This window comes from Stenotrophomonas sp. Ste96 (assembly GCF_024519495.1).
Lineage (GTDB): Bacteria > Pseudomonadota > Gammaproteobacteria > Xanthomonadales > Xanthomonadaceae > Stenotrophomonas > Stenotrophomonas bentonitica_A.
On the sequence record NZ_JALJRX010000009.1, the window covers coordinates 33496 to 60072 of the forward strand.

Here is a 26577-nt window from a genome sequence, read left to right on the forward strand (position 1 = left end):
CTTTCCCGGGACGCCCGCGTGGCGTTGCACACGTCCCGGTGGTCCGCTTCACCAGAGGCTGAGCGGCGCTTCCTTGGCCAGGGTGGCCTTGCGTTCCTTGCTGAAATCCCACCACGGCCGCGGCGCTTCGCCCTGCATGAAACGCAGCACCGACAGGAATACATCGATCACGCAGGGGTCGTGCATCACCCCCGTGCGCAGGCACAGCTGCGCGTACATGTCATAGGCATCGCGACCGCGCAGATGCGCTGGCACGCGGATGCCGATCAGACGGAGATCTTTCTCACAGGCCGGCCCGACATTCGGCAGGTCGGTCAGACGCAACAGATGGTTGCGGTCGACCTTGGTGGGGTTCATTGCTGGGGGGAAATCCTCTGACGCCTGCGGGGGACTCAGCCCTTCTGTGCGCGAAGTCGGTCGAGCACGCCATCCAGCGTGTCCAGGTCGGTGTAATGGATGATCAGCTTGCCCTTGCCGCCGCGGCCGTGGTTGATCGCCACGCGGGCGCCCAGCGACTCGGACAGTTCGGTTTCCAGCGAGGCGATGTCGGCCTGCGGTGCAGCGGCGGAGGGCTTCTTGCGCAACGCGCCGGGCACCTTGCCGGCGGCGAACTGCTGCGCGCGGTGCTCCACTTCGCGTACCGACCAGCCCTGGTCGGCCGCTTCCTGGGCGAGCTTGCTGGCCAGTTCCGGCGCCAGGGTCAGCAGGGCGCGGGCATGGCCCATTTCCAGCCGGCGGGTTTCCAGCAGCAGGCGGATCGCGATCGGCAGCTCCAGCAGGCGCAGCAGGTTGGACACCGCCGCACGCGAGCGGCCCACGGCCTGGGCGGCCTCGGCATGGGTCAGGGCGAACTCGCTGATCAGCCGCTGCAGGGCTTCGGCTTCCTCGAGCGGGTTGAGGTCTTCGCGCTGGATGTTCTCGATCAGCGCCATCGCGATGACGGTGCGGTCTTCCAGCTCGCGCACCACCACCGGCACTTCGTCCAGGCCGGCCAGCTGCGATGCGCGCCAGCGGCGTTCGCCGGCCACGATCTCGAAGCTGTCCGGGCCGAGCTGGCGGACCAGGATTGGCTGGATCACGCCTTGGGCCTTGATCGACTCGGCCAGCTCGGCGAGCTTGGTTTCGTCCATATCGCGGCGCGGCTGGTATTTGCCCGGCTGCAGATGGCCCACCGGCAGCTTGCGCAGGAGTTCGCCCGGCTGCGGTTCGACCACGGCCGCTGCCTGCACCTGTGTCACCGCCCCCTTGGGCCCCAACAGCGCGTCGAGGCCACGGCCGAGGCCGCGTTTCTTGCCGAGGGCAGGCTTGGTGCTCATCAGGCGGTCTCCATGGCCTTGTCGGCCTTCTTGCGTTGGTTGTTGCGACGGATGATCTCGCCGGCCAGGCCGAGATAGGCAACGCCACCGCGCGAGGCACGGTCGTACCCGACGATGCTCTGGCCATGGCTGGGCGCCTCGGCCAGGCGGACGTTGCGCGGCACGATGGTGCGGAACACCTGCTCGCCGAAGTGCTCGGTCAGCTCGGCCGACACGGCATTGGCCAGGTTGTTGCGCACATCGAACATGGTGCGCAGCACGCCCTCGATTTCCAGCGCGGGATTGAGGTTGGCGCGCAGCGCTTCGATGGTTTCCACCAGCGCGCTCAGGCCTTCCAGCGCGTAGTACTCGCACTGCATCGGCACGATCACCGAATCGGCGGCGGCCAGCGCGTTGAGCGTCAGCAGCGACAGCGCCGGCGGGCAGTCGATCAGGATGTAGTCGTATTCGTCGCGGATCGGGGCCAGCGCGCGCTTGAGGCGCTGCTCGCGCTCGCTCTGGTCCATCAGCTGGATCTCGGCGGCGGTCAGGTCGATGTTGCCCGGGAGCAGGTCGAAGCCCTCCGGCGTCTTGACCCGGACCTCGGCCGCGGTGCTTTCGCCCAGCAGCAGATCACAGGTGGAGGCGGCGACTTCGCGCTTGTCCACGCCGCTGCCCATGGTCGCATTGCCTTGGGAATCGAGGTCGACAAGAAGCACGCGCTTGGGTGCAGCAGCCAGGGAGGCGGCCAGATTGACGGCGGTCGTGGTCTTGCCGACGCCACCTTTCTGGTTGGCGATGGCGATGATGCGGGCCATGCGGGTGAGCCTCATCGGCAGGGAGTGGGACTGGTCATTATGCGTATATGGGGCGTGTCATGCACTGTGAGATGCGCGGCAGGCATGCGCCGCAATGCCGCAACGACGCCCACGGGCACGCCGGTGGCGCCGCATGGGGCCACCGCGGGAGGGCGCCGGGACGACGCTGGGGCGGGCGATGCGGGCGCGGGAGTCACCGGCTCACGGGCCGGCGACCACCACCAGATGGCGCTCGCCGGTCAATCCAGGGACGCTCAACGGCAGCACCTGTTCGACCGACCAACCGGCCGGCAGCTGCGCGATCTCGTCGTGCGGGTACACGCCTTTCATCGCCAGCAGGCGGCCGCCCGGGCGCAGCAGGTGCCCACCGACGCGGATGATCCCGGCCAGGGTGTCCATCGCGCGCGCGGTCAGATGGTCATACGCGGCCGGTTCGGCCAGCGCCTCGGCGCGCGACTCGGCTACGCGGGCGTTGCCCAGGCCCAGCTGGCGCACGGCCTCGCGCATGAAGCGGGCCTTCTTGCCATTGCTTTCGACCAGGGTCACCTGCAGCTGCGGGCGCGCGATCGCCAGCGGGATGCCGGGCAGCCCGGGGCCGGTGCCCAGGTCCGCCAGGGTGCCGCTCTCCAGGTACGGCTGCATCGCCAGCGAATCGAGCAGATGGCGGGTGACCATCTCCAGCGGGTCGCGGATCGCGGTGAGGTTGTAGGTGCGGTTCCAGCGGTCGAGCAGGGTCAGGTAGGTCAGCAGCGGCGGTGCCAGCGCGGCGTCCAGCTGCATGGCGGCCAGGCCGCGCTCAAGCGCGTCGGCCACGCCAGCGGGGAGGATGTGTTCAGTCATGGCACCATTATCGCAGGTCGGTAGAGCCGACCGTTGGTCGGCTGCCTCCGCCCGCACACCCAATCATTGGCCACGCCCTCGATTTCACATCGCATGCCAGGCCAGCGCCGCGCGGAAATCATCCGCCGCCTGCCACTCATGCAGGTGCCAGCGCTCGGCCGGCCCCAGTTCCGGGTCGCACCAGGCCAGGTGCAGGCCTCCGTCGATGCCGGGGGCCAGCTGCAGCCGGTGCAGACCAAACGAGATGCCCTGCCCCTGCGCCTTCAGCAGCGCCTCCTTGGCGCACCACACCCGGAAGAACCAGTGGTTGCGGGCGTTCTCGTCCAGCGATTCCAGCCAGGCGATTTCGGCCGGGTGGAAGAAGCGCTGCACGATCTCCAGCATCCGCGGGCGCGGGCGCAGCGGTTCCAGGTCCACGCCCAGCCGCACCCCCTCACCCATCGCGACCAGCAGCAGGCCGTGGCTGTGGCTCCAGCCGGTGCCCACATGGGCCAACGGACCATGCAGCGCCGGGCGGCCACGCGGGTCACGCTGCAGCGGCAGGTCCTGCGGCGCCCCGCCCAGCTGCTCGGCCAGCAGGACCCGGGCCTGGGGCTCGCCGCGGGTGCCCGGCACATGCGGCAGGCGCCAGACCGTGACCGGGCCGAAGCGCCAGGGGCCGTCCAAGGTCGCAGGCAGGGTCATGCCACGCCCCCGCCATACCGGCTGCACGACGACTTCACGGGGTGTGCCGTCAACTGCACAGGTCGCATCCGCACAGAGGGAGTCAACGCTATGGGCATCATCATCTGGTTGATCGTCGGCGGCATCGTGGGCTGGCTTGCCAGCATCATCATGAAGCGGGACGCGCAGCAAGGCATCATCCTCAACATCGTGGTCGGCATCGTCGGCGCATTGCTGGCCGGTTGGCTGTTCGGCGGTGGCATCAATGAAGCGATCACCATCCGCACGTTCCTGTTCTCGTTGATCGGCGCAGTCATCCTGCTCGCGATCGTGAATCTGTTTACGCGTCGAAGCGTCCGCTGACGCGCTCACGTACTTCGTTCGATCAACAAGGCCCGGCACTGTCGGGCCTTGTTGTTTACGGCGCCAGCTCTACCCACGCCGGGGCGTGGTCGCTGGGGCGTTCCCAGGTACGCGGTTCGCGGTCGATGCCCGAGGCCAGCGCGCGCGCCTTGAGCGCGTCGGAGACCAGGGTCAGGTCGATGCGCAGGCCCAGGTTGCGGCGGAAGCCGGCCGCCCGGTAATCCCACCAGCTGAACACGCCTTCTTCCTCGCTGTGCAGGCGGAACGCATCGTGCAGGCCCAGCTGCAGCAGCTTGTTCAGGGCGCCGCGCTCGGCGGTGGAGGTCAGGATGTGGTTCTCGTTCCACACCAGCGGGTCGTGCACGTCGCGGGCATCGGGGGCGATGTTGAAGTCACCCATCACCACCAGTTCCGGGTACCTGGCCAGCTCGGCCTCGACCCAGGCATGCACGGCCTCCAGCCAGCGCAGCTTGTAGGCGTACTTGTCGGTGCCGACGTCCTGACCGTTGACAACGTACAGATTGATGACGCGCACGCCGTTGACGGTCCCGGCGATGACGCGCTTCTGCTCATCCTCGAAACCGGGAATGCCGATCTGCACGTCCTGCGCCGGTTCGCGCGAGAGCAGCGCGACGCCGTTGTAGGTCTTCTGCCCGGCAAACACGCTGCGGTAGCCCAGCCCGGCCAGCACCGCATCGGGGAACTTGTGGTCCTCCATCTTGGTTTCCTGGATGCCGACCACGTCCGGCGCGAACGCCGTGAGCCATTGTTCCAGGTGCGGCAGGCGCACGTTGAGCGAATTGACGTTCCAGGAGGCGATTTTCATGCGGGCATTCTACCGGTAGCCACCGACCGTTGGTCGGTGGGCGCACGCCCTGCCGGCTGCTGGCCGGCAGGCTCTCGCGTCCGGCCACCCAGATTTTTGCCACACGCCTGCGTCGCCGCTAGGCTGTGGCCCACCCCCGGTAGCGCAGATATTCAATGAACGCAGATGCCTTCGTAGCAAGGTGGTACGCGGAGAAAGCGAACCTGCTCGCCATGGCATGGACCGAAGGCACGGCGTGCGCAGCAAGGATCGCCGCGATGGACCTGTCGCCCGAGCAGACCCAGCTGTTGCGGGAGATGCTCGATGTCTTCACCACCGACACCCTCTATACCCTGCTGCTCGGGTTGGATGGCAGCGCTGCGCTGGGCGGTGACCAGCGCCACTACACCCTGCTGGACGAGGACGGTTCGGTGATCGCCGAGGAAGGCGATCTGGAAGCTGCGGCCCATGCGTGGTTCCACGAAGACCGATCGCCGCAGCCGGGGCGTTGAGGGTGCTTTGCGCCACATGACCTGATTGACCCGCAGCGCCACTCGCTAGCGGAGGTGCCGGGGCCAGCGGCGCAACACGTTATCCAGTGGGCAAGGGAATATCACACTGCAAATGTTGCAGATGACTCGCAGTTCTGTAGGTGCTTTCGCACATGAAAGCGAGGAGCTTCCCCACTTGCATCGCTGTCGACTGGAGGAAGATTCTCGAGATGTCGCCCGTGACCGCGACATATGCCAGAAGGAGTTCCGCATCCATGCCAGCTGAATTCGCGATCCACGCGTTGAATTACAAGACACTCGCTGCGGTGCTGCTGATCGGCGTCGTCCCGCTGCTGTTGGTCGGCGCGGCGGTCTACTTCCTCGGGCAGGACAGGATGTCCCAGTTGGCCGCGCTCGGCGCCACCTCTCTGGCCGTCATCATCGGCCTGCTTGGCGTCTGGCAACTCAGCGCGATCCGGCTGACGGCGGACGCCACGACCCTGAGCGTCGGTGGCGGCGCGTATTCCGTTTCCGTTCCGATGGCACAGATCGATCATGCCGGCGCACGACGGCGGCTGCCCGGCAGCGATGACACTGCGTTGGGTCTACGCACCAATGGCATCGGCATGCCGGGCCTTTCACTGGGGTGGTTCCGCACCGGCAAGGGGAAAGCATTTGCAGCAGTGACCGATCCCGCGAAGGTGGTGATCCTGCCGACGACGGCCGGTTACACTCTGCTGGTATCCCCGGAGGATCCCGACGCGTTCCTGGCCGCGCTCAGGCGTCTGTAGCGGGCGTCCATGCCGGCGGCCCTCACCGCACCATCGCCTTCAACATCCCGGCGATCTTCGAATACGGCGGCTTGAGCAGATCGCTGGCCGCCCAACGTGACTGCCACAAGATAGGCAGCTGCTTGCTCATCGCGTCGAACCCGGCGCGCGCGTGGTACGCGCCCATGCCACTCGGGCCGACCCCGCCGAACGGCAGGCCATTGACCGCGAAATGCAGCAGGGTGTCGTTGACGGTGACGCCGCCGGCCACGACCTGCGCCAGCACCCGTTCCACCTGCGCACGTTCGTGACTGAAGACGTACAGCGCCAACGGGCGGTCACGGGACTGCACCTCTGCGATGGCGGCATCCAAATCCGGATACGCGCAGACCGGCAGGATCGGACCGAAGATCTCTTCGCGCATCAGCGCCAGGTCCGCCGGCGGATCGAGCACGATGGTCGGCACGATCAGCCGCTCGCGCTGCGCACGCTCGGGATCGACCGTGGCCAGTTCGATCACCGGCACGCCCCGCGCGCGGGCCTCCTCGAGATAGCCACGCAGGCGCTGGTACTGGCCGTCGTGGATGATCCGGGTGTAATCCGCGGCGTCGCTGAAATCGCCATAGCGCGCCTGCACCTGCGTCTGCAGCTGCTGCACCAGTTCGCGCTGGCGATGGCCGTCGATCAGCACGTAATCCGGCGCGATGCAGGTCTGGCCGGCATTGAAGAACTTGCCGGTGGCCAGCCGCGCGGCCGCCTTCTCCAGCGGGTAATCGCTGCAGACGATGGCCGGAGATTTGCCCCCCAGCTCCAGCGTGAGCGGGGTCAGGTGTTCGGCGGCGGCCGCCATGACCTTGCGGCCGATGGCGGTGGAGCCAGTGAACACCAGGTGGTCCAGCGGCGAGCCGGCCACGGCGCTGGCAAGGTCTCCATCGCCCTGCACGACCGCCACGCGATCGGAGGGGAACACCTCCGCCAGCAGCGACTGCAGGAAGGCGCTGGTGCGCGGCGTGTGCTCGGACGGCTTGAGGATCACATGGTTGCCGGCGGCGATCGCGGTCGCCAGCGGAATCAATGCCAGGTTGACCGGGTAGTTCCAGGGCGAGATCACCCCGACCACACCCAGCGGTACCGGCCGGGTCTGGGCGCGTGCCGGCCAGAACCGCCAGCCGACCCCGACCCGGCGCGGGCGCATCCAGCCGCGCAGGTGGCTGCACAGATGGTCGATGTCGCCGAGCACGGTCATGCCGTCGGCGATCTGCGATTCGTGGGTGGAGCGGTGGCCGAAGTCGGCCGAGATCGCCGTGGCCATCTCCGGCAGGCGGGCCTTGAGGGCCGCGCGCAGGCGCTGCAGGTCATCGCGGCGCTGTTCCAGCGTCGGGCGGTTGGCCTGCCAGGCGGTACGTAGGCGCTGCAGAATCGCGGGAAGCGCGGCAGGATCGGTGTGGGCATCGCTCATGGGCCGACTATAGCCGCACAGAACGTGATGATCGGTAGTGCCGGCCGCTGGCCGGCAGCCATGCACGCATCTCCGGAATCTCATGCAGAGCCGGCCAGCGGCCGGCACTACCCCGGACACAGAAAGGGCCGCGATTCGCATCGCGGCCCCTTCGTCCTGCCGTGTGGATCACCGTTACTTGGTGATGTCCACGTCCTTGGTTTCATGCAGGAACAGGCCACCGACCACGACCGTCATCAGCGCGATGATGATCGGGTACCACAGGCCGTAGTAGAGGTTGCCGGTACCGGCCACCAGTGCGAACGAGATCGCCGGCAGGAAACCACCGAACCAGCCGTTACCGATGTGGTACGGCAGCGACATCGAGGTGTAGCGGATGCGGGTCGGGAACAGCTCGACCAGGTAGGCGGCGATCGGGCCGTAGACCATGGTCACGTACAGCACCAGCAGCCAGAGCATGAAGATCGTGCCGGGGATGTTGATGCGTGCATTGTCGGCCTTGGCCGGGTAGCCCGCCGCACCCAATGCACCCTTGAGCTCGCCGCCGAAGGCATCGCCCTTGGCCTTGAGGTCTTCCTTGGTCAGGCCTGCAGCCTCGTAGGAGGTCACCGCGGTGGTCCCGACGTTGACCGTTGCCAGCGTACCGGCCGGTGCCGGCTTCACGTCATAGGGCACACCGGCCTTGGTCAGGGCCGCGGTGGCCACGTCGCAGGAGCTGGTGAACTTGCGCAGGCCAACCGGATCGAACTGGAACGAGCAGGTGTTCGGATCGGCATTGACCAGCGCCGGTGAGTTGGTGCGGGCTTCTTCGATGGCCGGGTTGGCGAAGTGGGTCAGGCCCTTGAAGATCGGGATGTAGGTGACCGCGGCCAACAGACAGCCGGCCAGGATGATCTTCTTGCGGCCGATACGGTCGGACAGCCAGCCGAAGAAGATGAAGAACGGCACGCCCAGCGCCAGCGCTGCAGCGATCAGCAGATAGGAGGTGGTGGCGTCGACCTTGAGCATGCTGCTCAGGAAGAACAGCGCGTAGAACTGGCCGCCGTACCACACCACGGCCTGGCCGGCTGCGGCACCGAGCAGGACCAGCAGCATCAGCTTGAGGTTGCCGTCCTTGAGGCTGTCACGGAACGGGGTCTTGGAGCCCTTGCCTTCAGCCTTCATCTGCTGGAACAGCGGGGATTCGCTCAGCTGCAGGCGGATCCACACCGAGATGCCCAGCAGCACGATCGAGACCAGGAACGGAATACGCCAGCCCCAGGCTTCGAACGCTTCATTGCCCAGGAAGTAGCGGCAGGCCAGGATGATCAGCAACGACATGAACAGGCCGAGCGTGGCGGTGCACTGGATGAAGCTGGTGTACAGGCCACGCTTGTCGGCCGGTGCGTGCTCGGCCACGTAGGTCGCGGCACCACCGTATTCGCCACCCATCGCCAGGCCCTGGGCCAGGCGCAGGATGATCAGGATCACCGGGGCGGCGAACCCGATCGAGGCATAGTTTGGCAGCACGCCGACCAGGAAGGTCGAGATGCCCATGATCAGGATCGTGACCAGGAAGGTGTACTTGCGGCCGATGCGGTCGCCGAGGCTGCCGAAGAAGGCCGCGCCGAACGGGCGCACGAAGAAGCCGGCCGCGAATGCCAGCAGGGCGAAGATCATGCCGGTGGTTTCATTGACACCGCTGAAGAACTGCTTGGCGATGATCGCGGCGAGTGAGCCGTACAGGAAGAAGTCGTACCACTCGAAGACGGTCCCCAGGCTGGACGCGAAGATGACCTTCTTGTGTCCCTGGGTGAGTTGGGCTTTCGCCGGTGCAGGTGTTGTTGACATGGGACGCTTCCCCTCCGAAGCAATCGTTGTTGGTAGGTGCCGACCGTTGGTCGGCACGCATTTAGAAGCTGTACTTCGTAGTGAACTGCAGGCGGCTGATATCGCCCTTGCGGCCATCCTCGATCTCGCGCACGCCGTACATCAGCTCGGCGCCGACATCGACCTTGGGCATCGGCGTGTAGAACACGTTGCCGCGGATGCTCTGCACGCTCTTGGTGACCAGCGGGCCGAGACTGCCGTCGTTGTCGTAATCACTGCGCGCGTAGATCAGGTTGGTGCGCAGCTTCGGGGTGAAGGCGTGGCGCCAGCCCACGTAACCGGCCAGCACGCCGGTCGGGTTGAGTTCGTCACGGGCGATGTCATACGCGGTATCGGCGGTGACACCCAGGCCGATGTAGCGCGCGATGCCTTCGCCGCCGGTGACCTGGTAATGCAGGGTGTCGGTCGGGCCCATCACCCACTTGCCGCCGAGGGTCAGGCCGCCGGCGATCTTGTCCGCGTCGGCACCGGTGGTCTGGTTGTCGACCTTGAGCTGGCGAACCACGCCGCCGACCCCGAAGGTGCCCCAGTCACCCTTCCAGCCATACCGCAGCGTCAGGTCCGGCAGTGCGCCACGGTCGGAGTTGCTGGCCACGTTGGTCCACACGCCGGTGACCGGGTTGCGGGTGCCGGTGAGCAGCGTGGTTTCCGGGTTTTCCAGCGCGACACTGAAGCCCCCCTGGGTGTAGCGGATCTGGGCCTGGCGCACGAAGATCACGCCATCGGTCGGACCGACGAAGTCGGCCGCTTCCGGCAGCGAGGCCGCATCCATGAAGTTCGACCAGGTCTGGCCGGCCATCCAGTTGTTCCAGTACATGTAGGCGTGACGCAGGGTCGCACCGTAGGTATTGGTCGCGGTCTGGTTGCCCAGCGAGTTGCCGAAGAAGTCCATCTCGAAGAACGCACCGGACTTGTTGCCGGCCTCGCTGACATTGTCGATGCCAAGGTTGAAGCGCGAGAACTTGGCGTGGGCGTTGTAGTCCACGTCCGAGCGCTTGCCGCTGCCGCCGGCACCGGCCACCGGGGTCTGGCCCGGCAGGTACAGCGCGCGACCGGTAGCGTCGTCGGCCAGCTGGCCATCGCCGGTCTGGGTGGCCAGGAAGTCGGCCTTGATGAAGCCACCGATCTTGACCGTGGTGCCCAGCGCGGCGCCGGGGGTGATGGTGGTGACCTGGATCGGCTGCTTGCCGGCCGGCACGGTGGCCGCCACCGGCTGCTGCGCCTGCACCGTGCGCACGGCGGTGACATCGGTCTGGGCCTGGCTGATCTGGGCCTGCTGTTGCTGCTGGTTGTTCAGCAGCAGCTGGACCTGGCGTTCAAGCTCGACGACGCGGGCTTCCAGCGCTTTCTCTTTTGCGGTTTCAGCGAACGCCATGCCTGGCGCGATCAGTGCGACGAACAGGGCGGCGGCCAACGGCCGGCGTGTCGTCCTCAGCAAACGGTGGCTCATGTTGCCCTCTCTCCCGGGTGGCAAAGTGATGCCGCGCGTGGGGCACGGTCGAGCCGAGGGTGCGGCGCGTTGACGCACCGAAGCTATTGGCCATTAGTCGTACTCGCCCCAAGGGGCGAGTACGACCCGGGCGCCGGCAGGCGACCGGCAGGTGCCGCAGGCACCGCGCAGGTACCGACCGCTGGTCGGTACGCAGTGCCTCACGACCAATGGTCGCGAGCTACCGCAGCGAACGGTCGTGAGCTACCGGGCTAGACGGCCCTCTCATACCAGGGCATGCGGCGTTCGACCATGGTCTAACCACCTCGACACCGCGCAGGCGGGTGGATGCGGCAAACTGAGGGGGAGAGGTCGCCGCTTATGCTGCGACCGCACAACCCAAGTCAACGTGCAAGTGAGGGTGCCATGGCTGATCTTTACCCCGTCGACGCCGCGTTCGCCGCGGCATCGCGGATCGACAGGAACACGTACCAGCAGCGCTACCGTGAATCGGTGGAGCACCCGGACGCCTTCTGGGGCAAGGCCGCCGAGCGCCTGGACTGGTTCAAGAAACCGACCCGCATCAAGAACGTCAGCTACCAGCTCGATGATTTCCGCATCAAGTGGTTCGAAGACGGCGAACTCAACGCCAGCGTCAACTGTTTGGACCGGCAGCTCGACAAACGCGGTGACAAGGTCGCCCTGCTGTTCGAACCGGACAGCCCCGATGCACCCGCCCAGGGCGTGACCTACCGCGAGCTGTATGAGCGCACCTGCCGCCTCGGCAACGCGCTGCGCAACCTCGGCGTCAAGAAGGGCGACCGGGTCACCATCTACCTGCCGATGATCGTCGACGCCGCCGTGGCCATGCTGGCCTGCGCACGCATCGGTGCGATCCACTCGGTGGTGTTCGGCGGCTTTGCCCCGAACTCGATCGCCGACCGCGTCATCGACTGCGGCAGCAAGCTGATCATCACTGCCGATGAAGGGCTGCGCGGTGGCAAGAAGATCCCGCTCAAGGCCAACGTCGATGCGGCGCTGAAGCTGCCCGGCACCACCACCGTGGAAACGGTGCTGGTGGTGCGCCACACCGGCGGCGCGGTGGACATGCAGGCCCCGCGCGACCGCTGGTTCCACGATGTGGTGGACCCGCAGCCGACCCAGTGCGAGCCCGAGCGCATGAATGCCGAGGATCCGCTGTTCATCCTCTACACCTCCGGCTCCACCGGCAAGCCCAAGGGCGTGCTGCACACCACCGGCGGTTACCTGCTGTATGCGGCCTACACCCATGAAGCGGTGTTCGACCTGCGCGAGGACGACATCTACTGGTGCACCGCCGACGTGGGCTGGGTCACCGGCCACAGCTACATCGTGTACGGGCCGCTGGCCAATGGCGCAACCTCGGTGATGTTCGAAGGCGTGCCGAACTTCCCGAACACGTCCCGCTTCTGGGAGGTGATCGACAAACACCAGGTCACCATCTTCTACACCGCCCCCACCGCAATCCGCGCGTTGATGCGCGAAGGCGATGCACCGGTCAAGCGCACCTCGCGCAGTTCGCTGCGCCTGCTCGGCAGCGTCGGCGAGCCGATCAATCCCGAAGCCTGGCGCTGGTACTACGAGGTGGTCGGCGACAGCCGCTGCCCGATCGTGGATACCTGGTGGCAGACCGAAACCGGCGGCATCCTGATCTCGCCGCTGCCCGGCGCGGTCGATCTCAAGCCGGGCTCGGCCACCCTGCCCTTCTTCGGCGTGCAGCCGGCCCTGGTCAACGCCGATGGCGAGATCCAGGAAGGGGCCACCGAAGGCAACCTGATCATCCGCGATTCGTGGCCGGGCCAGATGCGCACGGTCTACGGTGACCATCAGCGTTTCATCGATACGTATTTCCGCACCTACCCGGGCAGCTACTTCACCGGCGACGGCTGCCGTCGTGATGAGGATGGCTACTACTGGATCACCGGCCGCGTGGACGACGTGATCAACGTCTCCGGCCACCGCATTGGTACCGCCGAAGTGGAAAGCGCGCTGGTCTCGCATCCCAAGGTGGCCGAAGCGGCCGTGGTCGGCTTCCCGCACGACATCAAGGGCCAGGGCATCTATGCCTACGTGACCCTGATCGCCGACGAGACGCCGAGCGATGAACTGCACAAGGAGCTGGTGGCATGGGTGCGCAAGGAGATCGGTCCGATCGCCGCGCCCGATCATCTGCAGTGGGCCCCGGGCCTGCCGAAGACGCGCTCGGGCAAGATCATGCGCCGCATCCTGCGCAAGATCGCCGAGAACGCCCCGGATCAGCTTGGCGACACCTCGACCCTGGCCGATCCGTCGGTCGTGGCCTCGCTGGTGGAAGAACGCAAGGTGAAGTGAGGGGTCCGCAAGCGGACCGTGGGCCCTTTCTCACGATCACCCACACCCCCGCCGCCGCGCGGCCGCCCCCTGACTCAGGGGGCTGCCGTCTCGATACACTCGTTCCGTTTCAGCGTGTTACCCCTTTCGCAACATGGCCCCCACCATGCCTACCCTCCTGATTGCCGATGACCACCCGCTGTTCCGCGAAGCCCTTCGCGGCGCCGTGAGCCGTGTCATCCCCGGCGTGCAGCTGTACGAAGCGGACAGCGTGGAAGCGCTGTACCAGCTGGCCGACCAGCACACCGACGCCGACCTGGTCCTGATGGACCTCAACATGCCCGGTGCGCAGGGCTTCAATGCGCTGGTCCATATGCGTGCCCTGCACCCGCAGCTGCCGGTGGTGGTGGTCTCCGCGCGTGAGGAACCGACCGTGATGCGCCGTGCGCTCGACCACGGTGCGTTCGGCTTCATCCCCAAATCCGCCGATTCGGACACGATCGGCCATGCGCTGGGCACCATCCTCGATGGCGAAACCTGGGCCCCGCCGGAGGCACACAACGTGCCACCGACCGGCCGCGAAGAGCGCGAGATCGGCCAGCGCCTGCGCGAGCTGACCCCGCAGCAGTTCCGCGTGCTGCAGATGCTCGGCGCCGGCCGCCTCAACAAGCAGATCGCCTACGACCTCAATGTCTCCGAGGCGACGATCAAGGCGCACGTCACCGCGATCCTGCGCAAGCTGGGCGTCACCAACCGCACCCAGGCGGTGCTGATGGCCGGCAAGCTGGCCATCGATGACGAGCAGATCGTGTTGCCGCCCGAAGAGGAGTGAGGGCACCACGCGGATCGGTGGCGTAGAGCCCGATCACGCCGTGCTGCCGACCAACGGTCGGCTCTATCCGCCCGGCTTATAGCCGGGGCTATGAAATCCAGCGTGACCTGCGCAATTGCCGGTAAACGCGCCACGCCACAACCCCGGTGCTAAGCTTCGCGTCCCCTTGGGGAGTAGCCGGATTCCTGCTGCAGGAATCGCCCGCATCAACATACTCGGCCAGTGCGCCGTGGTGCGGGCAACCATCATGGTTGGCGAGACCAGCGGTCCGCGTGCGCAACGACAGGTTGGGCGCGTTCGCGGTCCGTTGCTCGATATCGCCCGACCTGCCGCGTACCCCAATGTCGCCTGTTTCGATCCTGCTGATCGGCTTTGCCATGTCCACCGATGCCTTCGCCGCGGCGATCGGCAAAGGCGCGGCGATGCGCAAGCCCCGTTTCTCCGACGCGCTGCGCGCCGGCCTCATTTTCGGTGTCATCGAAGGCATCACCCCGGTGATCGGCTGGCTGCTCGGCCGCGCCGCGCTGCAGTACGTGGAGGCCTTCGATCACTGGATCGCCTTCGGCCTGCTCGGTGCGCTGGGCGTGCACATGATCATCAATGGCCTACGCCCAGACGACGGCGCGGACGACGAGGACACCAGCAAACACCATGGCTTCTGGCGCCTGGCGGTGACCGGCTTCGCCACCAGCATCGATGCGATGGCGGTGGGCATCGGCCTGGCCTTCCTCGATGTGCATATCGGCGTCATGGCGCTGATCATCGGCCTGTGCACGCTGACCATGGTGACGATGGGCATCATGCTCGGCCGCGTGCTGGGCGGCATGGTCGGCAAGCGCGCGGAGATCATCGGCGGCCTGATCCTGATCATCATCGGCTCGACCATCCTGTACGAACACCTCAGCGGTGCCATGGCCTGACCGCCTACCGCCGCCTCCCCAGGACGCCCGCGGCTAGAGATCGCCGCGGGTGTCGTGGAAGGCCGCCAGGAAGGCGCGCAGCGAGGCCGGCTTGATCGGCTTGGTCAACAACCGGTAGCCACGGTCGCGCGCCATCCGCTTGAGCTCATCGCGCCCATCGGCGGTGAGCAGCGCACCCGGAATCGCACGGCCGGCCTTCTGGCCCAGCGCCACCAGCGTATCCAGCCCATCCAGGCGGTCATGCAGGTGGTAATCCACCAGCATCACATCCGGGCGCTCGACGACTTTCTCCAGCGCCTGGTCGACGGTACTGGCAGTGATCACCTGCACCTGCCAGCGCCCCAGCAGCGCGCGCATGCCGTCCAGGATTTCCTGGTCGTTGTCCACGCACAGCACGCGCATCCCGGCCAGCGAATCGGCACGGGTGACCGGGCTGGGCGCCGGCGAGGACGTCGCGGCCGGCAGCTGCGGTGCGGCCACCAGGGGCAGCAGGATCGAGAACATGCTGCCGCTGCCCACGCGGCTGCGGGCGTTGAGGCGGTGATCGAGCAGGCGCGAGATGCGCTGGCAGATCGACAGGCCCAGCCCCAGGCCCTGCTCGCCCCAGTCGAACGGCTGCTGGTAGCGGTGGAACTCGTCGAAGATCTGCTGCATGTGGTGCTCGGGGATGCCCGGGCCGGTATCCCAGACCTGCAGCTCTACTTCCGGCCCGCGATGGCGCACGGCCAGCACGATGCGCCCCTGGCGGGTGTAACGCAGTGCGTTGGCCAGGAAGTTCTGCAGCACGCGCCGCAGCAGGCGGCGGTCGCTGCGCACCCAGGCCGGGCGCGCGAACAGATCCATGCGCAGGCCGCGCCCGGCGGCGACGGGCGAGTACTGCGCCGCCAGCTCGCGCATCAGCAGGCTGACATCGAAATCGCCGATCACCGGGTGCAGGCCGCCGGCGTCCAGGCGGGAGACATCCAGCAGGCCATCCAGTAGCTCCTCGGCCGCGCGCAGCGAGGCATCCACGCGCTCGGCCAGGTGCCGCTGCTCTTCGTTGTTGTGGTGGCTCTCACGCAGCGCCGAGGCGAACAGGCGCGCGGCATTGAGCGGCTGCAGCACATCGTGGCTGATCGCCGCCAGGAAGCGCGTCTTGGACTGCTGCGCCATCTCGGCCTCGTGCGAGCGCTCGGCCACGCGCTGCTCCAGCGTCTCGTTGGCTTCCAGCAGCGCGCGCTCGGCGTGTTTGTAGTCGGTGATGTCGTTGTAGCTGGTGACATAGCCACCGCCGGGCAATGCCTGGCCGCGCATCTCGATCACTTTGCCGTCGCTGCGGGTGCGCTCGAAGATGTGCGGTGAACCGGCGCGCATGTAGCCGATGCGGCGGTTGATCTGCACCTCGATGTCGCCCTCGCCCAGCTCGCCACGCTCGGCGTTGTAGCGGATCAGGTCGGCCACCGGGCGGCCGACGTAGAGCATCCCGTCGGGGTACCCGAACATCTGCTGGTAACGGCGGTTCCAGGCGGTCAGGCGCATGTCCGGGTCGACCACGCTGACCCCGGCACTGATGTTCTCCAGCGTGGTGGAAAGAATCTCGCGGTTGAAGCGCAGCTCCTGCCCGGCTTCGTCGAGCACCGCCACCACTTCCCCCAGGTCCATGCCCGAGCCGCGCAGCAGGCTGGTCAGCAGCAGGCGCGCGGAGGCGGCGCCGATCGAGGCCGCCAGCAGGCGCTCGGTGAACTGCACCCACGCCCGGTCCGCCGGTGCGGAGGCCTGCAGCTCACGATCCATCGACTGCGCCTGCTCGAAGAAGGACCGGCGCGCATGGCGGTCACCGACCACCCGTGAGGCCAGCGCCAGCAGGTCGCCCACATGCACGTTGCCGGGCCACACACCGGCCACCGAAGGCCGCTGCGCGTACGGGTCCAGGAACGGCGCGGCACGCAGGCGCTCGTCCACGCCCGGGCGCCAGCGCACGGAAACCAGCACCATCGCCGCGACATTGACCAGCAGCGACCAGAACGTGCCGTGGGTCAACGGGTCCCAGCCGCTCATGCCGAACAGATGCTGCGGCTGCAGCCAGCCGATCCCGAACGGCCCGTGCACCAGCCAGGCCTCGTCCATCCAGCCGGCATGCGTGAGCGCGGGCAAGAGCAACGTGTACACCCAGGTGGCGAAGCCGAACAGCATGCCGACCTCCACGCCCCGGCGGCTCGCTCCCCGCCAGTACAGGCCGCCGATCAAGCCTGGCGCGAACTGCGCCACGGCAGCGAAGGCCATCAGCCCGTACGAGGCCAGGGTGCTGTCGTTGCTGCTGCCGCGGTAGTAGCTGTAGGCCACCAGGGCCAGCAGCAGGATCGCCGTGCGCCGGATCCACAGCACGCGCGAGGCAACGTCGGCCGCCTCCTGGTGGTCGCCACTGCGGCGCAGCAGCACCGGCATCACCAGATCGTTGCTGACCATGGTGGCCAGCGCGATCGAGGCCACGATCACCATCCCGGTCGCGGCCGAGAAGCCGCCCACGTAGGCCACCAGCGCCAGGAACTTGCGCCCCTCGGCCAGCGGCAGCGCCAGTACCATGCTGTCGTCGGCGACGCTGCCGCCTGTGCCGAACAGGGTCACGCCAGCCGTGGCGATCGGAATCACCATCGCCGAAATGATCACCAGGTAGGCCCCGAACATCCAGCGCGCGCGGCGGATGTCGCGCACGTCGCCGCACTCCACCACCGCTACATGGAACTGGCGCGGCAGGCAGATGATCGCCAGGAAGCTGAGCAGCGTCTGCGAGATGAAGCCGACCGGTGGCAGCCCGGTGAACAGCGTATGCGCGGACTCGATCACCGCATCGGTGCGGTCGTTGAGCCACAGGTAGGCGAACAGGCCCAGCGCCACCATCGCGATCAGCTTGATCATCGATTCCAGCGCGATCGCCAGCATCATGCCGTGGTGGTGCTCGGTGGCGTCCACCTGGCGGGTGCCGAACAGCGTGGCGAACAAGGCCATCAGCAGCGCCACGTACAGCGCCGGGTCGGTGAAGAAGCCGGTCGGGCCGACGTTGCCGGTCAGCACCTGCAGGCTCATCGCCACGGCTTTGTACTGCAATGCCAGGTACGGCACGATACCGATCAGTGCGATCACCGCCACCAGCGCGGCCAGGCGCCGCGAGCGGCCGAACCGCGAAGAGATGAAATCGGCGATGGACACCACGTTCTGGCTGCGTGCGATCAGTGCCAGGCGCTCGATGATGCGCCAGCCGAACACCCACAGCAGCAGCGGCCCCAGGTAGATCGGCAGATAGCCGATGCCATTGCGCACCGCCGTGCCGACCGCCCCGTAGAACGTCCACGACGAGCAGTACACCGCCAGCGCCAGGCTGTAGACCACCGGGCGCAGCCATGGCCGGTCCGGATACATCGGGCGGCGGTCGCCCCACCACGCCACGGCGAACAGCAGCGCGGCGTAGACCACCGAGACCAGCAGCAGGATCCAGCTAGAAACCACAGGGTTGTTTCCGCAAGAGCAGCCCGCAGTGTAGGCCACGACCGTTGGTCGTGGCGCTACGGGGCCGGCCGGTGTCCCTTACTCGGCGGGGACGCCCATTTCCTTCAACAGCTCCGGCGCCGGGTAGACCTTGGCCAGCAGCCAGCGCAGGTAGCGCATGTCCACGTGCACCGCGCGCTTGAAGCGCGGGTCGAACCACCAGCTGGCGCTGACCGACTCCCAGTTGCTGTCGAAGTTGAGGCCGATCAGCTCGCCCTTGGCGTTGAGCACCGGCGAGCCGGAGTTGCCGCCGGTGGTGTCCAGGTTGGTCAGGAAGTTGACCGTCTGGGTCTTGAGCACCGGGTCGGCGGTGGAGCCGAAATCGCCCTTGGTGATCGCGGCCAGCAGCGGCTTGGGCGCATCGAACGGGTAGGCGTTGGTGTTCTTCTCCACGATCCCGGCCACGGTGGTCACCGGGTCGAAATGCACGGCATCGCGCGGCGAGAGCGCCTCGACCTTGCCGTAGCTGATGCGCAGCGTACGGTTGGCGTCGGGGTACACCGCGCGGCCCTGCTTGGCCCGCCAGGCGAACAGCGCCTGCATGTAGGCCGGGCGCAGGCGCAGCTGCTCGCCTTCGCGGGTCTTGCGTTCGTCATCCAGGCGCAGCTGCGCGGCCACCAGCGGGCCGGCCAGGTCGATCAGCGGATCGCGCGCCAGCGCCTTGCCCTCCTTGGCCGCGGCAAAGCGCGACAGGCGCTCGGCTTCGTCGCCCAGGCGGGTGCTGGCGTACAGCGTATCCAGGGTCTTGGCCAGCGCAGCCGGGGTCCGGCCGAAGGCAGCGTCGAACTCGGGCACGCGCTGCGCGTCGGGCAGCTGCTGGTAACGGGTCAGCAGCGTGGTCAGCAGGGCTTTTTCGATGGCCGGATCGTAGCGGCGCTGGACCTGCTTGAGCACGCCTTCGATCAGCGCCAGATCGCGCTGCTGGTAGCCGCTGTCGCGCTCGGCGTCGGGCTTGGCCGATTCGATGCGCAGGCGCTCCAGGGTCAGTGCCGAGCGCAGCAGCTGGCTCTGCGCCGCCACCAGGTCGAGCAGCAGGTCGCGCTCTCCCACCGAGGCACCGCTGGACAGCGAGGTCAGCAGCGACTGGATGTCGCCCTGGTAGCGCGCGTCGGTGGCCTGCAACATCGCCGCTTCATCCGCGGCGCGCTGGGCCTTGGCATCGCTGCGCAGCAGGCCTTCCAGCTCGCCGGCGGCACGCTTGCGGTTGTTCTTCAGCGACTGCAGCTGCGAGGCGTACCGGGTACGCGCCTGCGCGTCCTTGGCACTGGCCGACTCGATGGTGTCGATCATCTGCTGGAACACCGACACGCGGCGCGGCAGCACCGCATCGATCTGGCTGGCGAATTCGGCGGCGGTGCGATGGCGGTAGGTGATGCCCGGGTAACCGGCCAACATCGCGTAATCGCCGGTCTTCGGGCCGTCGACCGCCATCTTCAGGTGCGCCGGCGGGTGGTAGGGCACGTTGTCCACGCTGTACGGCGCAGGCTTGCCGTCCTTGCCGACGTAGGCACGCAGCAGGGTGAAATCGCCGGTGTGGCGCGGCCACATGAAGTTGTCGATCTCATCGCCGTAGTTGCCGATCGCGCGCGGCGGCGCGTAGACCAGGCGCACATCGCTCAGCTCGAGCTGGCGGATGCGGTAGAAATCGGTGCCGTAGTACATGTCCGCCACGCTGCAGCGGACGTTGCCTTCCTTCTCGCACTCGGCCACCAGCTGCTTGCTGGCGCGGTCCACGGCATCGAAGTACGCCCGCCCGGTCTTGCCGCGCGCATCCCGCAGCACCTCATCGGTGACCTTGTCGAACCCGACCGTGACCAGCACGCGGAAATCCGGATTGGCCGCGCGCTCGTCGCTGCGGCCCTTGGCGATGAAACCGTCGTTGATCAGGTTGTGCTCGGGCGAGGTGTTGTACTGGATCACGCCCATGGCCACGTGGTGGTTGGTCAGCAGCAGGCCGTCGTCGGAGACGAACGAACCGGTGCCGCCACCGGCCCGCACCACCGCGCTCAGCGGCGGCGCGGTGACGTTGGCCAGGTCGCCCGGGTTGCCCTTGAAGCCGGCCGCCTTCAGCGGTTTGGCCAGGTCCGGCAGCTGGGTCGGCATCCACATGCCTTCGTCGGCATGGGCGCCGGCGGCGAGGGTCAGGCCAAGCGCCAGCGCGGCGGTGAGGGGTTTGCGTGAAGACATGGGCACTTCCGGTACGTCAGAACAGCCCGAGACCTTAGCCACTGAGGCCCGGCAGGGCAACGGCCGATGGTCAGGGGCACCTGAACCACCGGCCGCGGCTTACTTCTCCCGCCGCCAGTTCAGCGACCCACGGTTCTCCACCGTGCTCGATTCCAGCTCCACATCGAAGCCACGCCGCAGCAGGTACTTCAGCGTCAGTACCGAACCACTGCCGACCAGCGAGACGCCGTAGCCGATGTAGAGCTTGGGCGAGATGTACTTGCCGAAGCCGATGACCGAGCCGCCCAGCGCGCGCGACTGGCTCACGCCGGCATCGTCCAGGCCGAGCTTGGCCCCCAGCTGGGAAGCGAGCAGGCCACTGCCGGCCGACAGCGCCGCCGAGGCCGCGTTGACCTGCTGGGCCTGGTCGCTGCTGGCACCGGTGAGGCTGCGACCCAGCACCAGGTAGGCCAGTGCTTCGGACTGCGACATGGCCGGGTCCGACCACACGTCCACGCGCGGCGACTGCGCCCGCCCGGTCACATCGATACCGGCGGTGATGTCGCCGACGGTGCGCTGGGCACGGATGTTGATGCGCGGATCGGAGACCGCGTTGTAGTTCCAGTTCAAGTTGCCGCGGGTGATGGTCAGATCCTGGCCGTAGGCCTTGTAGCGGCCACTGACTTCGAGCCCGCCGTTGGCGGTCATCTCGCGTCCGGGGCGCGCCCACACCTGCATCTTGCCGGTCAGGGCGCCCTTCAACCCGAATCCGGCCATCTTGACCTGGTCGCCCAGGCTGACGGTCAGGTCCATGTCCAGCGGCGAACTGGGGCCCTCTTCCGGATCGACCGGGTCCAGCACCACCACGTCTTCGGAGACCGAGGTACCGCGATCCAGGCGCTCCAGGTCCAGGTCTGCTTCGGGCACATGCACCGTGCCGCGCAGCTGCATCGCGCTGCCGGCCAGGGTGAAGTCCAGGTTGGGGTTGGCCACCACGCGCAGTTCGCTGGTATTGGCCAGCAGCACGTTCTCGCCGTGGATATGCAGCTGCAGCGGCTGCGCGTCACCGAACCAGGACAGCCCGCCATCGACGTACAGCGTGCCCTTGCCGGAGTTGGCCTGGGCGGTGATCTTGGCGGAGCCATCCGGCTGTGCGGTGAAGCTGCCCTTGCCCTCGGCGAAGGTCAGGCCCAGCGCGGGGAATTCGCCATTGAACTTGCTCAACGTGGCTTCGCCCCCCAGCGAGGGCGTGCCACGGGTACCGCGCAGGCTGACGTGGCCTTCGATCAGCCCGGTCGGGCGCACGATGTCCGGGGAGAACAGTTCGAGCCAGTACAGGCGCGCGATGTTCATGTAGAGCTCGCCGGTCAGCGGTGCGTTGGCATCCCAGCCGGTCTGCACCTTGGCATCGACGAAGCCATCGCCCTGGAAGCCCACACCGAGCTTGGCGTTGATCTGCTGCGGGGTCATCTCCAGGTTCACCGAGAACTGGTCGTAGCGCACCAGTTCGCCACGGGCGTTGTCGCCCAGGCGCACGCCGCCTTCGCGCGAGGTGACCGAAGCGCTGCCTTCCCACGCGTTGCCGCGCGGGCGGATGCGCCCGTCCAGATTCACTTCACCGCGCAGGAAGATGCGGCGGCCGGACTGCGGCGGCAGCCAGGGCTGCACCAGCGCCAGCGGCAATGCATCGCCACGTACGAGCAGGCCTTCGCGCGGCCAGTTCGCGCTGGCGCACAGCGCACCACCGGTGGCCGCCCCCAGGCAGGCATCGCTCAGGGTGACGTTGCTGCCCTGCACGCTGAAGGTGGCCGGCGCACGCAGGCTCCAGACATCGCCCTTCATCGGTGCGATGCGCAGCGCGGTCAGGTCACCGCGCCAGGCCTGGCCCTGCTGGCGCACGCCACCTTCCAGCGCGACAGCACCCAGCTCGTTCTTGGTCTGTGCATCAAGACGCAGATTGGAGAGGCTGCCGCGCGCATCCACGTTGAGCGTGTCCAGCAGCATGCCCACCTGCAGCTTGCTGCCCTGCACCGCCAGCGTGCCGCTGTCGCCCTGCCATGGCAGGCGGCCCTTGATGCTGATTGCCTCGGCGCTCCAGTCGTCCCAGCGCAGGCCACTGCCGACCAGGTCGGCGGTGATGTCCGGTGCGGTACGGGCGCCCTTGATCAGCACGTGGCCACGCAGGCTGCCGGTGCTGTTGGGCAACAGGTCCGCCAGCTGCACCGGTTCCAGCTGTGCATCGATATCCAGGCGGTCACCGACCGAGCCCTTGGCGGTCAGGCGGCTGTTGCCCAGCGCGAGCTTGAGGTTGCCCTCGCCCTGCTCGCCGCGCAGGGCGAACCTGCCCTGTGCATCCAGCGCGCGCTTGCGCAGCGTGCCCTTGATGCCGGGCACATCGACGGTGGCTTCGTAGCTGCCGGCCGTACCGGCCGGACTGCCGGCCGGCGGCGGCAACTGGCGGCCCTTCGATGCAAACGAACCGGACAGCTTGCCGTCCCAGCCCGGCGCGAAGTAACCCGGATCGAAGCCGGCCAGTTTGGCGGCGACGTCCCAATCCAGCTGCGGTGCCCAGGCCACCTGGCCGGTGACATCCAGCGAGCCGCCCGGCGTGCTCGCCTGCAGCTGCTTGATCACGGCGGCCTGGTCGTTGCCGCGCACGTCGAACGTCAGGTCGGCGACCTGCTTCTCGCGCTCAACCGAGGCACGGCCAACCGCCGCCCAGGCCTTCAGCGTGCCGGCCAGGCCCATGCGCGCTTCCTTGAGCGTCACCGGCACTGGCGCAGCGGCGCCCGGGGTGGTGGTGTCGGCGGCGGGCACGAAGGTCAGGTCGTTGGCGACGACGGAGAACCGCAGGCTCGCGTTTTCCTTGTCGGTGAAATCGGCGATGCCTTCCAGCCTCGCCTGGCCACCGAAGCCCTTCACCTGCAGCGGCGCCACGGTCAGCACCTGGTCGGCCAGGCCGACCTTGGAAGGCGCCAGTTCCACCGCGATGTCGCCCTGCTTGAAGCTGCCCTGCAGATTGGCCTGGCCGCCCTTGCCGTCGGCCTGCACATCCAGCGCCATCGGCGTGCTGGTGCTCGCGTCCATCCCCGGCACCAGCAGTGCCAGGTCGAGTTCCTTGCTGCGTGCGGTGAGTTTCCAGACCGGATCGGTGCGGCCATCAAAGACCAGGCTGGCCTGCAGCGGCGCCGGTGCGTTGCCGGCGATCGCCACTTCCATGTGCCCCAGGTCGCCGCGTGCGACCAGCCCCAGCCGCGCCGGGGTGCGCCCGCGCGGGGCCGGCATCAGCGCGCCGATGGTAATGTCGGTGTCGTAATCGCTGCGTGGCAGGTAACGGCCGTCCACGCGGAAATCGCCCATGTCGCTGTCGACCTTGAGCTGGGTCGCGCGGAATTCGCCATTGGCGATCTCCACGCCACCGCGCACCTTGGCGATGTCGATCAGCGGCTGCTGCGCCTGGGTGATGCGGAAGCCATCGATGATGATCGTGTCGGCCTGGATCGCCAGGGGCATTTCGATCTGCGGCAGCGAGTCCGGCCACGAGGGCAGCTCGAACGGCTCATCGCTCTTGGCCAGGTTCAGCGTCGCGTTCTTGATCTGCAGGGCATCGAGCTGCAGCTTGCGCCCCAGCAGCGGGCGGATGTCCGGATCCAGATAGGCGCGCTCGGCGGTGAAATGGATATCGTCGTAGCGGAAGTCCAGATCGTGCAGCACCAGCGGCCCGGCGACGGGACCATCCACCTTGCTCCACGTCAGCGACGCGCCGACCGGCAAGCGCGCGACCACCTGCGCCAGCAGCACATCGCGGCCGGCCACGGTCTGCAGCAGCCAGTACACCAGCAGCAGCGCGAGCAGCACCAGGCCGAGCACGGTGAAGCCGGACCACGCCCAGAAGCGGCGCCTGCGGTAGAAACGCACGCGCGGCGGCGGCGGGGTGGCGGGTGCGGAAGGCGTCGGCGTGCTCACAGGTCCGCTCCGATGTTCAGGTACAGCTGGAACTGCGAATCCGGGTTGTTCAGGCCGTGCGCGATATCCACGCGCACCGGGCCCACCGGCGATTTCCAGCGCACGCCGAAGCCCACGCCGGTGTGCAGGTCGATGGTGTTGTCGAACGCGCTGCCGGTATCGACGAACACCGCCGCGCCCCACGGCCCGCCCTTGAAGTAATGCTCATACTCGGCCGAGCCGACCACCAGGTTCTTCGCGCCGAGCGCGTACTTGTCCGGCGGTGCGGTGCGCGGGCCGACTTCGCGGAAGGCATAGCCGCGGATGCTGCGGTCGCCACCGGCGAAGAAGCGCAGGCTCGGCGGCATCGCCACCAGGTCGCTGGTCCAGGTGGTGCCGCCTTCACCGCGCAGGATCAGGCGGTCGGTGTCGCCGATCGGCACATACCAGCGCAGCACCATGTTGGCCTGCACGAAGCTGGTGTCCGAGCCGGCGCCTTCGATGCCGCCGCGCAGCGTCGCGCTGCCACTCAGGCCACGCCGCGGGAACATTTCATCGTCAACGTTGACGTAGTCGGCCACCAGCTGCGGGTAGACCAGCGTGGAGGTGTTGTAGACCGCATCGGTGAACTCGGTGCCCGAAGCGTAACGCCAGCGCTCGCGCAGGGCGTTGATCGAGGCGATCGCGGTCCAGTACTCGTTGATCTCGCCACTGCGGCTGGCCGACAGCTTGAAGTTGCGCAGGTCGATGTAGTCGGTCTGCTCGTCATACGCGCTGGCGGTGAACGCATACCAGCCATCGAGCCAGTTGAAGGCCGGAATGCGGTAGCTGGTGACCAGGCTCTTGCGCTTCTGCGCATAGTCGAGCTGGGTGTTCATCTTGTGCCCGCGGCTGTTGAGGAAGCGCCGCTCCAGGCCGCCGCGCACACCGGCGCCACTCTCGCTGCCGTAGCTCAGGCCGGCCGTGTAGATCGTGCGCTTGGCGCGGGTGAGGTTGACGTCCACCGGCACATCGCCGTTCTCATCGGCCTGGTCCGGGCGCGGCTGGATGTCGATCACGCTGAAGTAATCCAGCTTGGTCAGTGATTCGCGCAGGCGGTCCAGCTTGCCTTCGTGGAAGTAGCTGCCTTCGTCCCAATAGACCAGCGGGTCGAACAGCTTGTCGACGAAGTAATCCTGGTGGAAGCGGATTTCGCCCATGTTGTAGCGGCGGCCGCTGTCCCAGGTGAGATCGACGTCGGCCGCGTTCTCGGCACGGGTGATCTGGACCTGGCGCTGGGTGAAGTCGGCATCGAAGTAACCACGTTCGGCCAGGCGCCGGGTTACCCGGATCTTGCTGGCTTCGTACTCGGTGTGCTCGAAGCGCTGGCCCTTGCGCGGCTTGAAGTTCTCCAGGTCTTCCTGGAGGTACTGGTCCAGCTGGGCCGGGCCGGTGATGTCGATGTGCTCGCGACGGACCACGGTCGGCGGCCCCTTGTCCACCTGGATCACCACGCGCAGGTTCTCGCCTTCGCGGGGGCTTTCCACCGTGATGGTCGGGTTGTAGTAGCCGAACGGTTCCAGCGCCTCGCGGGTCTGGCGCTCGGCCTGGGACAACAGGTACTCCAGCCGCGACTCGCCCTGGACCTTGCCGATGGTGTCGTACAGGGACAGCGAGACCTCGATGTTCTCGATCATCTCGGCGTCGTCGCCCTTGTCCAATCCTTTGATGTCCACTTTCTCGATGGTCCCCCGTGCATGTGCCACCGAGACGGTGGCAAAGGACAGGAACATCAGCGGAAGGGCGAATTTCGTTGGCTGCATGGCGACAGCATAACGGGCCATCGCGAGCATGCGAAATCGGCGTGGCTGTTTCAGAACGGCGGTGAAGAAGCCGTTAAATTCCGCGAGAAAGTCGCTGCGGACGCATCGGCCCTGAGCGATGCCGACACGGTGTCGGACAGAACCGTCCGCGACGGCTCATGACGTTCCCGGCGCGAATGGTGCGCATTGCGACGGCCACCCCTTGGAAACGCAGAAGGCGCGAACCGCCGAAGCCGTCG

At 67.4% G+C, this 26577-nt stretch carries 19 protein-coding genes and 1 riboswitch; of the genes, 6 read left to right on the forward strand and 13 right to left on the reverse strand.

The window, feature by feature from the left end; all coding sequences use genetic code 11:
- Window positions 1-48 precede the first annotated feature (48 nt).
- From OC373_RS17260 to OC373_RS17280, 5 genes are all read right to left on the reverse strand, one after another.
- Window positions 49-357 (reverse strand): helix-hairpin-helix domain-containing protein, encoded by a 309-nt coding sequence (locus tag OC373_RS17260; protein WP_019185615.1) that lies wholly within the window; start codon window positions 355-357, stop codon window positions 49-51.
- 35 nt (window positions 358-392) lie between these two features.
- A complete protein-coding gene (locus tag OC373_RS17265) occupies window positions 393-1316 on the reverse strand; it encodes a ParB/RepB/Spo0J family partition protein (RefSeq protein ID WP_019185614.1) in 924 nt (307 codons plus the stop codon).
- The gene (locus tag OC373_RS17270; RefSeq protein WP_019185613.1) at window positions 1316-2113 is read right to left on the reverse strand and encodes a ParA family protein; all 798 of its coding nucleotides are present in this window, start codon (window positions 2111-2113) and stop codon (window positions 1316-1318) included. The genes OC373_RS17265 and OC373_RS17270 overlap by 1 nt, the downstream gene beginning before the upstream one ends.
- Before the next feature lie 201 nt (window positions 2114-2314).
- Window positions 2315-2953, reverse strand: coding sequence for a 16S rRNA (guanine(527)-N(7))-methyltransferase RsmG (gene rsmG / locus OC373_RS17275; protein ID WP_261998173.1), 639 nt, complete (start codon window positions 2951-2953; stop codon window positions 2315-2317).
- Window positions 2954-3037: 84 nt separating this feature from the next.
- Window positions 3038-3637: a 4'-phosphopantetheinyl transferase superfamily protein gene (locus OC373_RS17280; protein ID WP_070470055.1), complete on the reverse strand. Its 600-nt coding sequence runs from the start codon at window positions 3635-3637 to the stop codon at window positions 3038-3040.
- 90 nt (window positions 3638-3727) lie between these two features.
- Here OC373_RS17280 and OC373_RS17285 point away from each other — a divergent pair, with 90 nt between their 5' ends.
- The gene (locus tag OC373_RS17285; RefSeq protein WP_070426235.1) at window positions 3728-3979 is read left to right on the forward strand and encodes a GlsB/YeaQ/YmgE family stress response membrane protein; all 252 of its coding nucleotides are present in this window, start codon (window positions 3728-3730) and stop codon (window positions 3977-3979) included.
- 55 nt (window positions 3980-4034) lie between these two features.
- Here the strand turns inward: OC373_RS17285 and xth are convergent, their stop codons facing one another.
- Window positions 4035-4805: an exodeoxyribonuclease III gene (xth, locus tag OC373_RS17290; RefSeq protein ID WP_261998174.1), complete on the reverse strand. Its 771-nt coding sequence runs from the start codon at window positions 4803-4805 to the stop codon at window positions 4035-4037.
- Window positions 4806-5062: 257 nt separating this feature from the next.
- Here xth and OC373_RS17295 point away from each other — a divergent pair, with 257 nt between their 5' ends.
- Window positions 5063-5296: a hypothetical protein gene (locus tag OC373_RS17295; RefSeq protein WP_156785711.1), complete on the forward strand. Its 234-nt coding sequence runs from the start codon at window positions 5063-5065 to the stop codon at window positions 5294-5296.
- A 254-nt stretch (window positions 5297-5550) separates the two neighbouring features.
- Window positions 5551-6066, forward strand: a complete 516-nt coding sequence (locus tag OC373_RS17300; RefSeq protein ID WP_261998175.1) for a PH domain-containing protein — start codon at window positions 5551-5553, stop codon at window positions 6064-6066.
- 22 nt (window positions 6067-6088) lie between these two features.
- Here OC373_RS17300 and OC373_RS17305 read toward each other — a convergent pair whose 3' ends face one another.
- The 3 genes from OC373_RS17305 to OC373_RS17315 form a co-directional block, all read right to left on the reverse strand.
- Complete coding sequence (locus OC373_RS17305) at window positions 6089-7504, reverse strand: coniferyl aldehyde dehydrogenase (RefSeq protein ID WP_261998176.1); 1416 nt, start codon at window positions 7502-7504, stop codon at window positions 6089-6091.
- A gap of 174 nt (window positions 7505-7678) precedes the next feature.
- Complete coding sequence (locus OC373_RS17310) at window positions 7679-9334, reverse strand: MFS transporter (protein WP_261998177.1); 1656 nt, start codon at window positions 9332-9334, stop codon at window positions 7679-7681.
- 61 nt (window positions 9335-9395) lie between these two features.
- The gene (locus OC373_RS17315) at window positions 9396-10823 is read right to left on the reverse strand and encodes a porin (RefSeq protein ID WP_261998178.1); all 1428 of its coding nucleotides are present in this window, start codon (window positions 10821-10823) and stop codon (window positions 9396-9398) included.
- Between the two features lie 405 nt (window positions 10824-11228).
- On the opposite strand from OC373_RS17315, the gene acs reads away from it, so the two are divergent.
- The 3 genes from acs to mntP all read left to right on the forward strand — a co-directional run bounded on the left by acs (window position 11229) and on the right by mntP (window position 14903).
- Window positions 11229-13172: an acetate--CoA ligase gene (gene acs, locus OC373_RS17320; protein WP_070470066.1), complete on the forward strand. Its 1944-nt coding sequence runs from the start codon at window positions 11229-11231 to the stop codon at window positions 13170-13172.
- A gap of 145 nt (window positions 13173-13317) precedes the next feature.
- The gene (locus OC373_RS17325; protein WP_019185603.1) at window positions 13318-13983 is read left to right on the forward strand and encodes a response regulator transcription factor; all 666 of its coding nucleotides are present in this window, start codon (window positions 13318-13320) and stop codon (window positions 13981-13983) included.
- Between the two features lie 162 nt (window positions 13984-14145).
- Window positions 14146-14236, forward strand: a riboswitch (yybP-ykoY riboswitch).
- Between the two features lie 88 nt (window positions 14237-14324).
- Window positions 14325-14903, forward strand: a complete 579-nt coding sequence (gene mntP / locus OC373_RS17330; protein WP_019185602.1) for a manganese efflux pump MntP — start codon at window positions 14325-14327, stop codon at window positions 14901-14903.
- 33 nt (window positions 14904-14936) lie between these two features.
- Here mntP and OC373_RS17335 read toward each other — a convergent pair whose 3' ends face one another.
- From OC373_RS17335 to OC373_RS17350, 4 genes are all read right to left on the reverse strand, one after another.
- Window positions 14937-18386, reverse strand: coding sequence for a PAS domain-containing hybrid sensor histidine kinase/response regulator (locus OC373_RS17335; protein WP_070426242.1), 3450 nt, complete (start codon window positions 18384-18386; stop codon window positions 14937-14939).
- Window positions 18387-18464: 78 nt separating this feature from the next.
- Window positions 18465-20612 carry a S46 family peptidase gene (locus OC373_RS17340; protein ID WP_261998179.1) on the reverse strand — a complete coding sequence of 716 codons (2148 nt, stop codon included), beginning with the start codon at window positions 20610-20612 and terminating at the stop codon, window positions 18465-18467.
- 99 nt (window positions 20613-20711) lie between these two features.
- Window positions 20712-24557 (reverse strand): translocation/assembly module TamB domain-containing protein, encoded by a 3846-nt coding sequence (locus OC373_RS17345; RefSeq protein WP_261998180.1) that lies wholly within the window; start codon window positions 24555-24557, stop codon window positions 20712-20714.
- Window positions 24554-26338, reverse strand: coding sequence for an autotransporter assembly complex family protein (locus tag OC373_RS17350; RefSeq protein WP_172838077.1), 1785 nt, complete (start codon window positions 26336-26338; stop codon window positions 24554-24556). Before OC373_RS17350 ends, OC373_RS17345 begins: the two co-directional genes overlap by 4 nt.
- Between the last annotated feature and the right edge of the window lie 239 nt (window positions 26339-26577).

Excerpts from the sequence above, each read along its gene's own strand:
- OC373_RS17260 (WP_019185615.1), bottom strand. The coding sequence starts at position 357 with ATGAACCCCACCAAGGTCGACCGCAACCATCTGTTGCGTCTGACCGAC.
- OC373_RS17265 (WP_019185614.1), bottom strand. The coding sequence starts at position 1,316 with ATGAGCACCAAGCCTGCCCTCGGCAAGAAACGCGGCCTCGGCCGTGGC.
- OC373_RS17270 (WP_019185613.1), bottom strand. The coding sequence starts at position 2,113 with ATGGCCCGCATCATCGCCATCGCCAACCAGAAAGGTGGCGTCGGCAAG.
- rsmG (WP_261998173.1), bottom strand. The coding sequence starts at position 2,953 with ATGACTGAACACATCCTCCCCGCTGGCGTGGCCGACGCGCTTGAGCGC.
- OC373_RS17280 (WP_070470055.1), bottom strand. The coding sequence starts at position 3,637 with ATGACCCTGCCTGCGACCTTGGACGGCCCCTGGCGCTTCGGCCCGGTC.
- OC373_RS17285 (WP_070426235.1), top strand. The coding sequence starts at position 3,728 with ATGGGCATCATCATCTGGTTGATCGTCGGCGGCATCGTGGGCTGGCTT.
- xth (WP_261998174.1), bottom strand. The coding sequence starts at position 4,805 with ATGAAAATCGCCTCCTGGAACGTCAATTCGCTCAACGTGCGCCTGCCG.
- OC373_RS17295 (WP_156785711.1), top strand. The coding sequence starts at position 5,063 with ATGGACCTGTCGCCCGAGCAGACCCAGCTGTTGCGGGAGATGCTCGAT.
- OC373_RS17300 (WP_261998175.1), top strand. The coding sequence starts at position 5,551 with ATGCCAGCTGAATTCGCGATCCACGCGTTGAATTACAAGACACTCGCT.
- OC373_RS17305 (WP_261998176.1), bottom strand. The coding sequence starts at position 7,504 with ATGAGCGATGCCCACACCGATCCTGCCGCGCTTCCCGCGATTCTGCAG.
- OC373_RS17310 (WP_261998177.1), bottom strand. The coding sequence starts at position 9,334 with ATGTCAACAACACCTGCACCGGCGAAAGCCCAACTCACCCAGGGACAC.
- OC373_RS17315 (WP_261998178.1), bottom strand. The coding sequence starts at position 10,823 with ATGAGCCACCGTTTGCTGAGGACGACACGCCGGCCGTTGGCCGCCGCC.
- acs (WP_070470066.1), top strand. The coding sequence starts at position 11,229 with ATGGCTGATCTTTACCCCGTCGACGCCGCGTTCGCCGCGGCATCGCGG.
- OC373_RS17325 (WP_019185603.1), top strand. The coding sequence starts at position 13,318 with ATGCCTACCCTCCTGATTGCCGATGACCACCCGCTGTTCCGCGAAGCC.
- mntP (WP_019185602.1), top strand. The coding sequence starts at position 14,325 with ATGTCGCCTGTTTCGATCCTGCTGATCGGCTTTGCCATGTCCACCGAT.
- OC373_RS17340 (WP_261998179.1), bottom strand. The coding sequence starts at position 20,612 with ATGTCTTCACGCAAACCCCTCACCGCCGCGCTGGCGCTTGGCCTGACC.
- OC373_RS17350 (WP_172838077.1), bottom strand. The coding sequence starts at position 26,338 with ATGCAGCCAACGAAATTCGCCCTTCCGCTGATGTTCCTGTCCTTTGCC.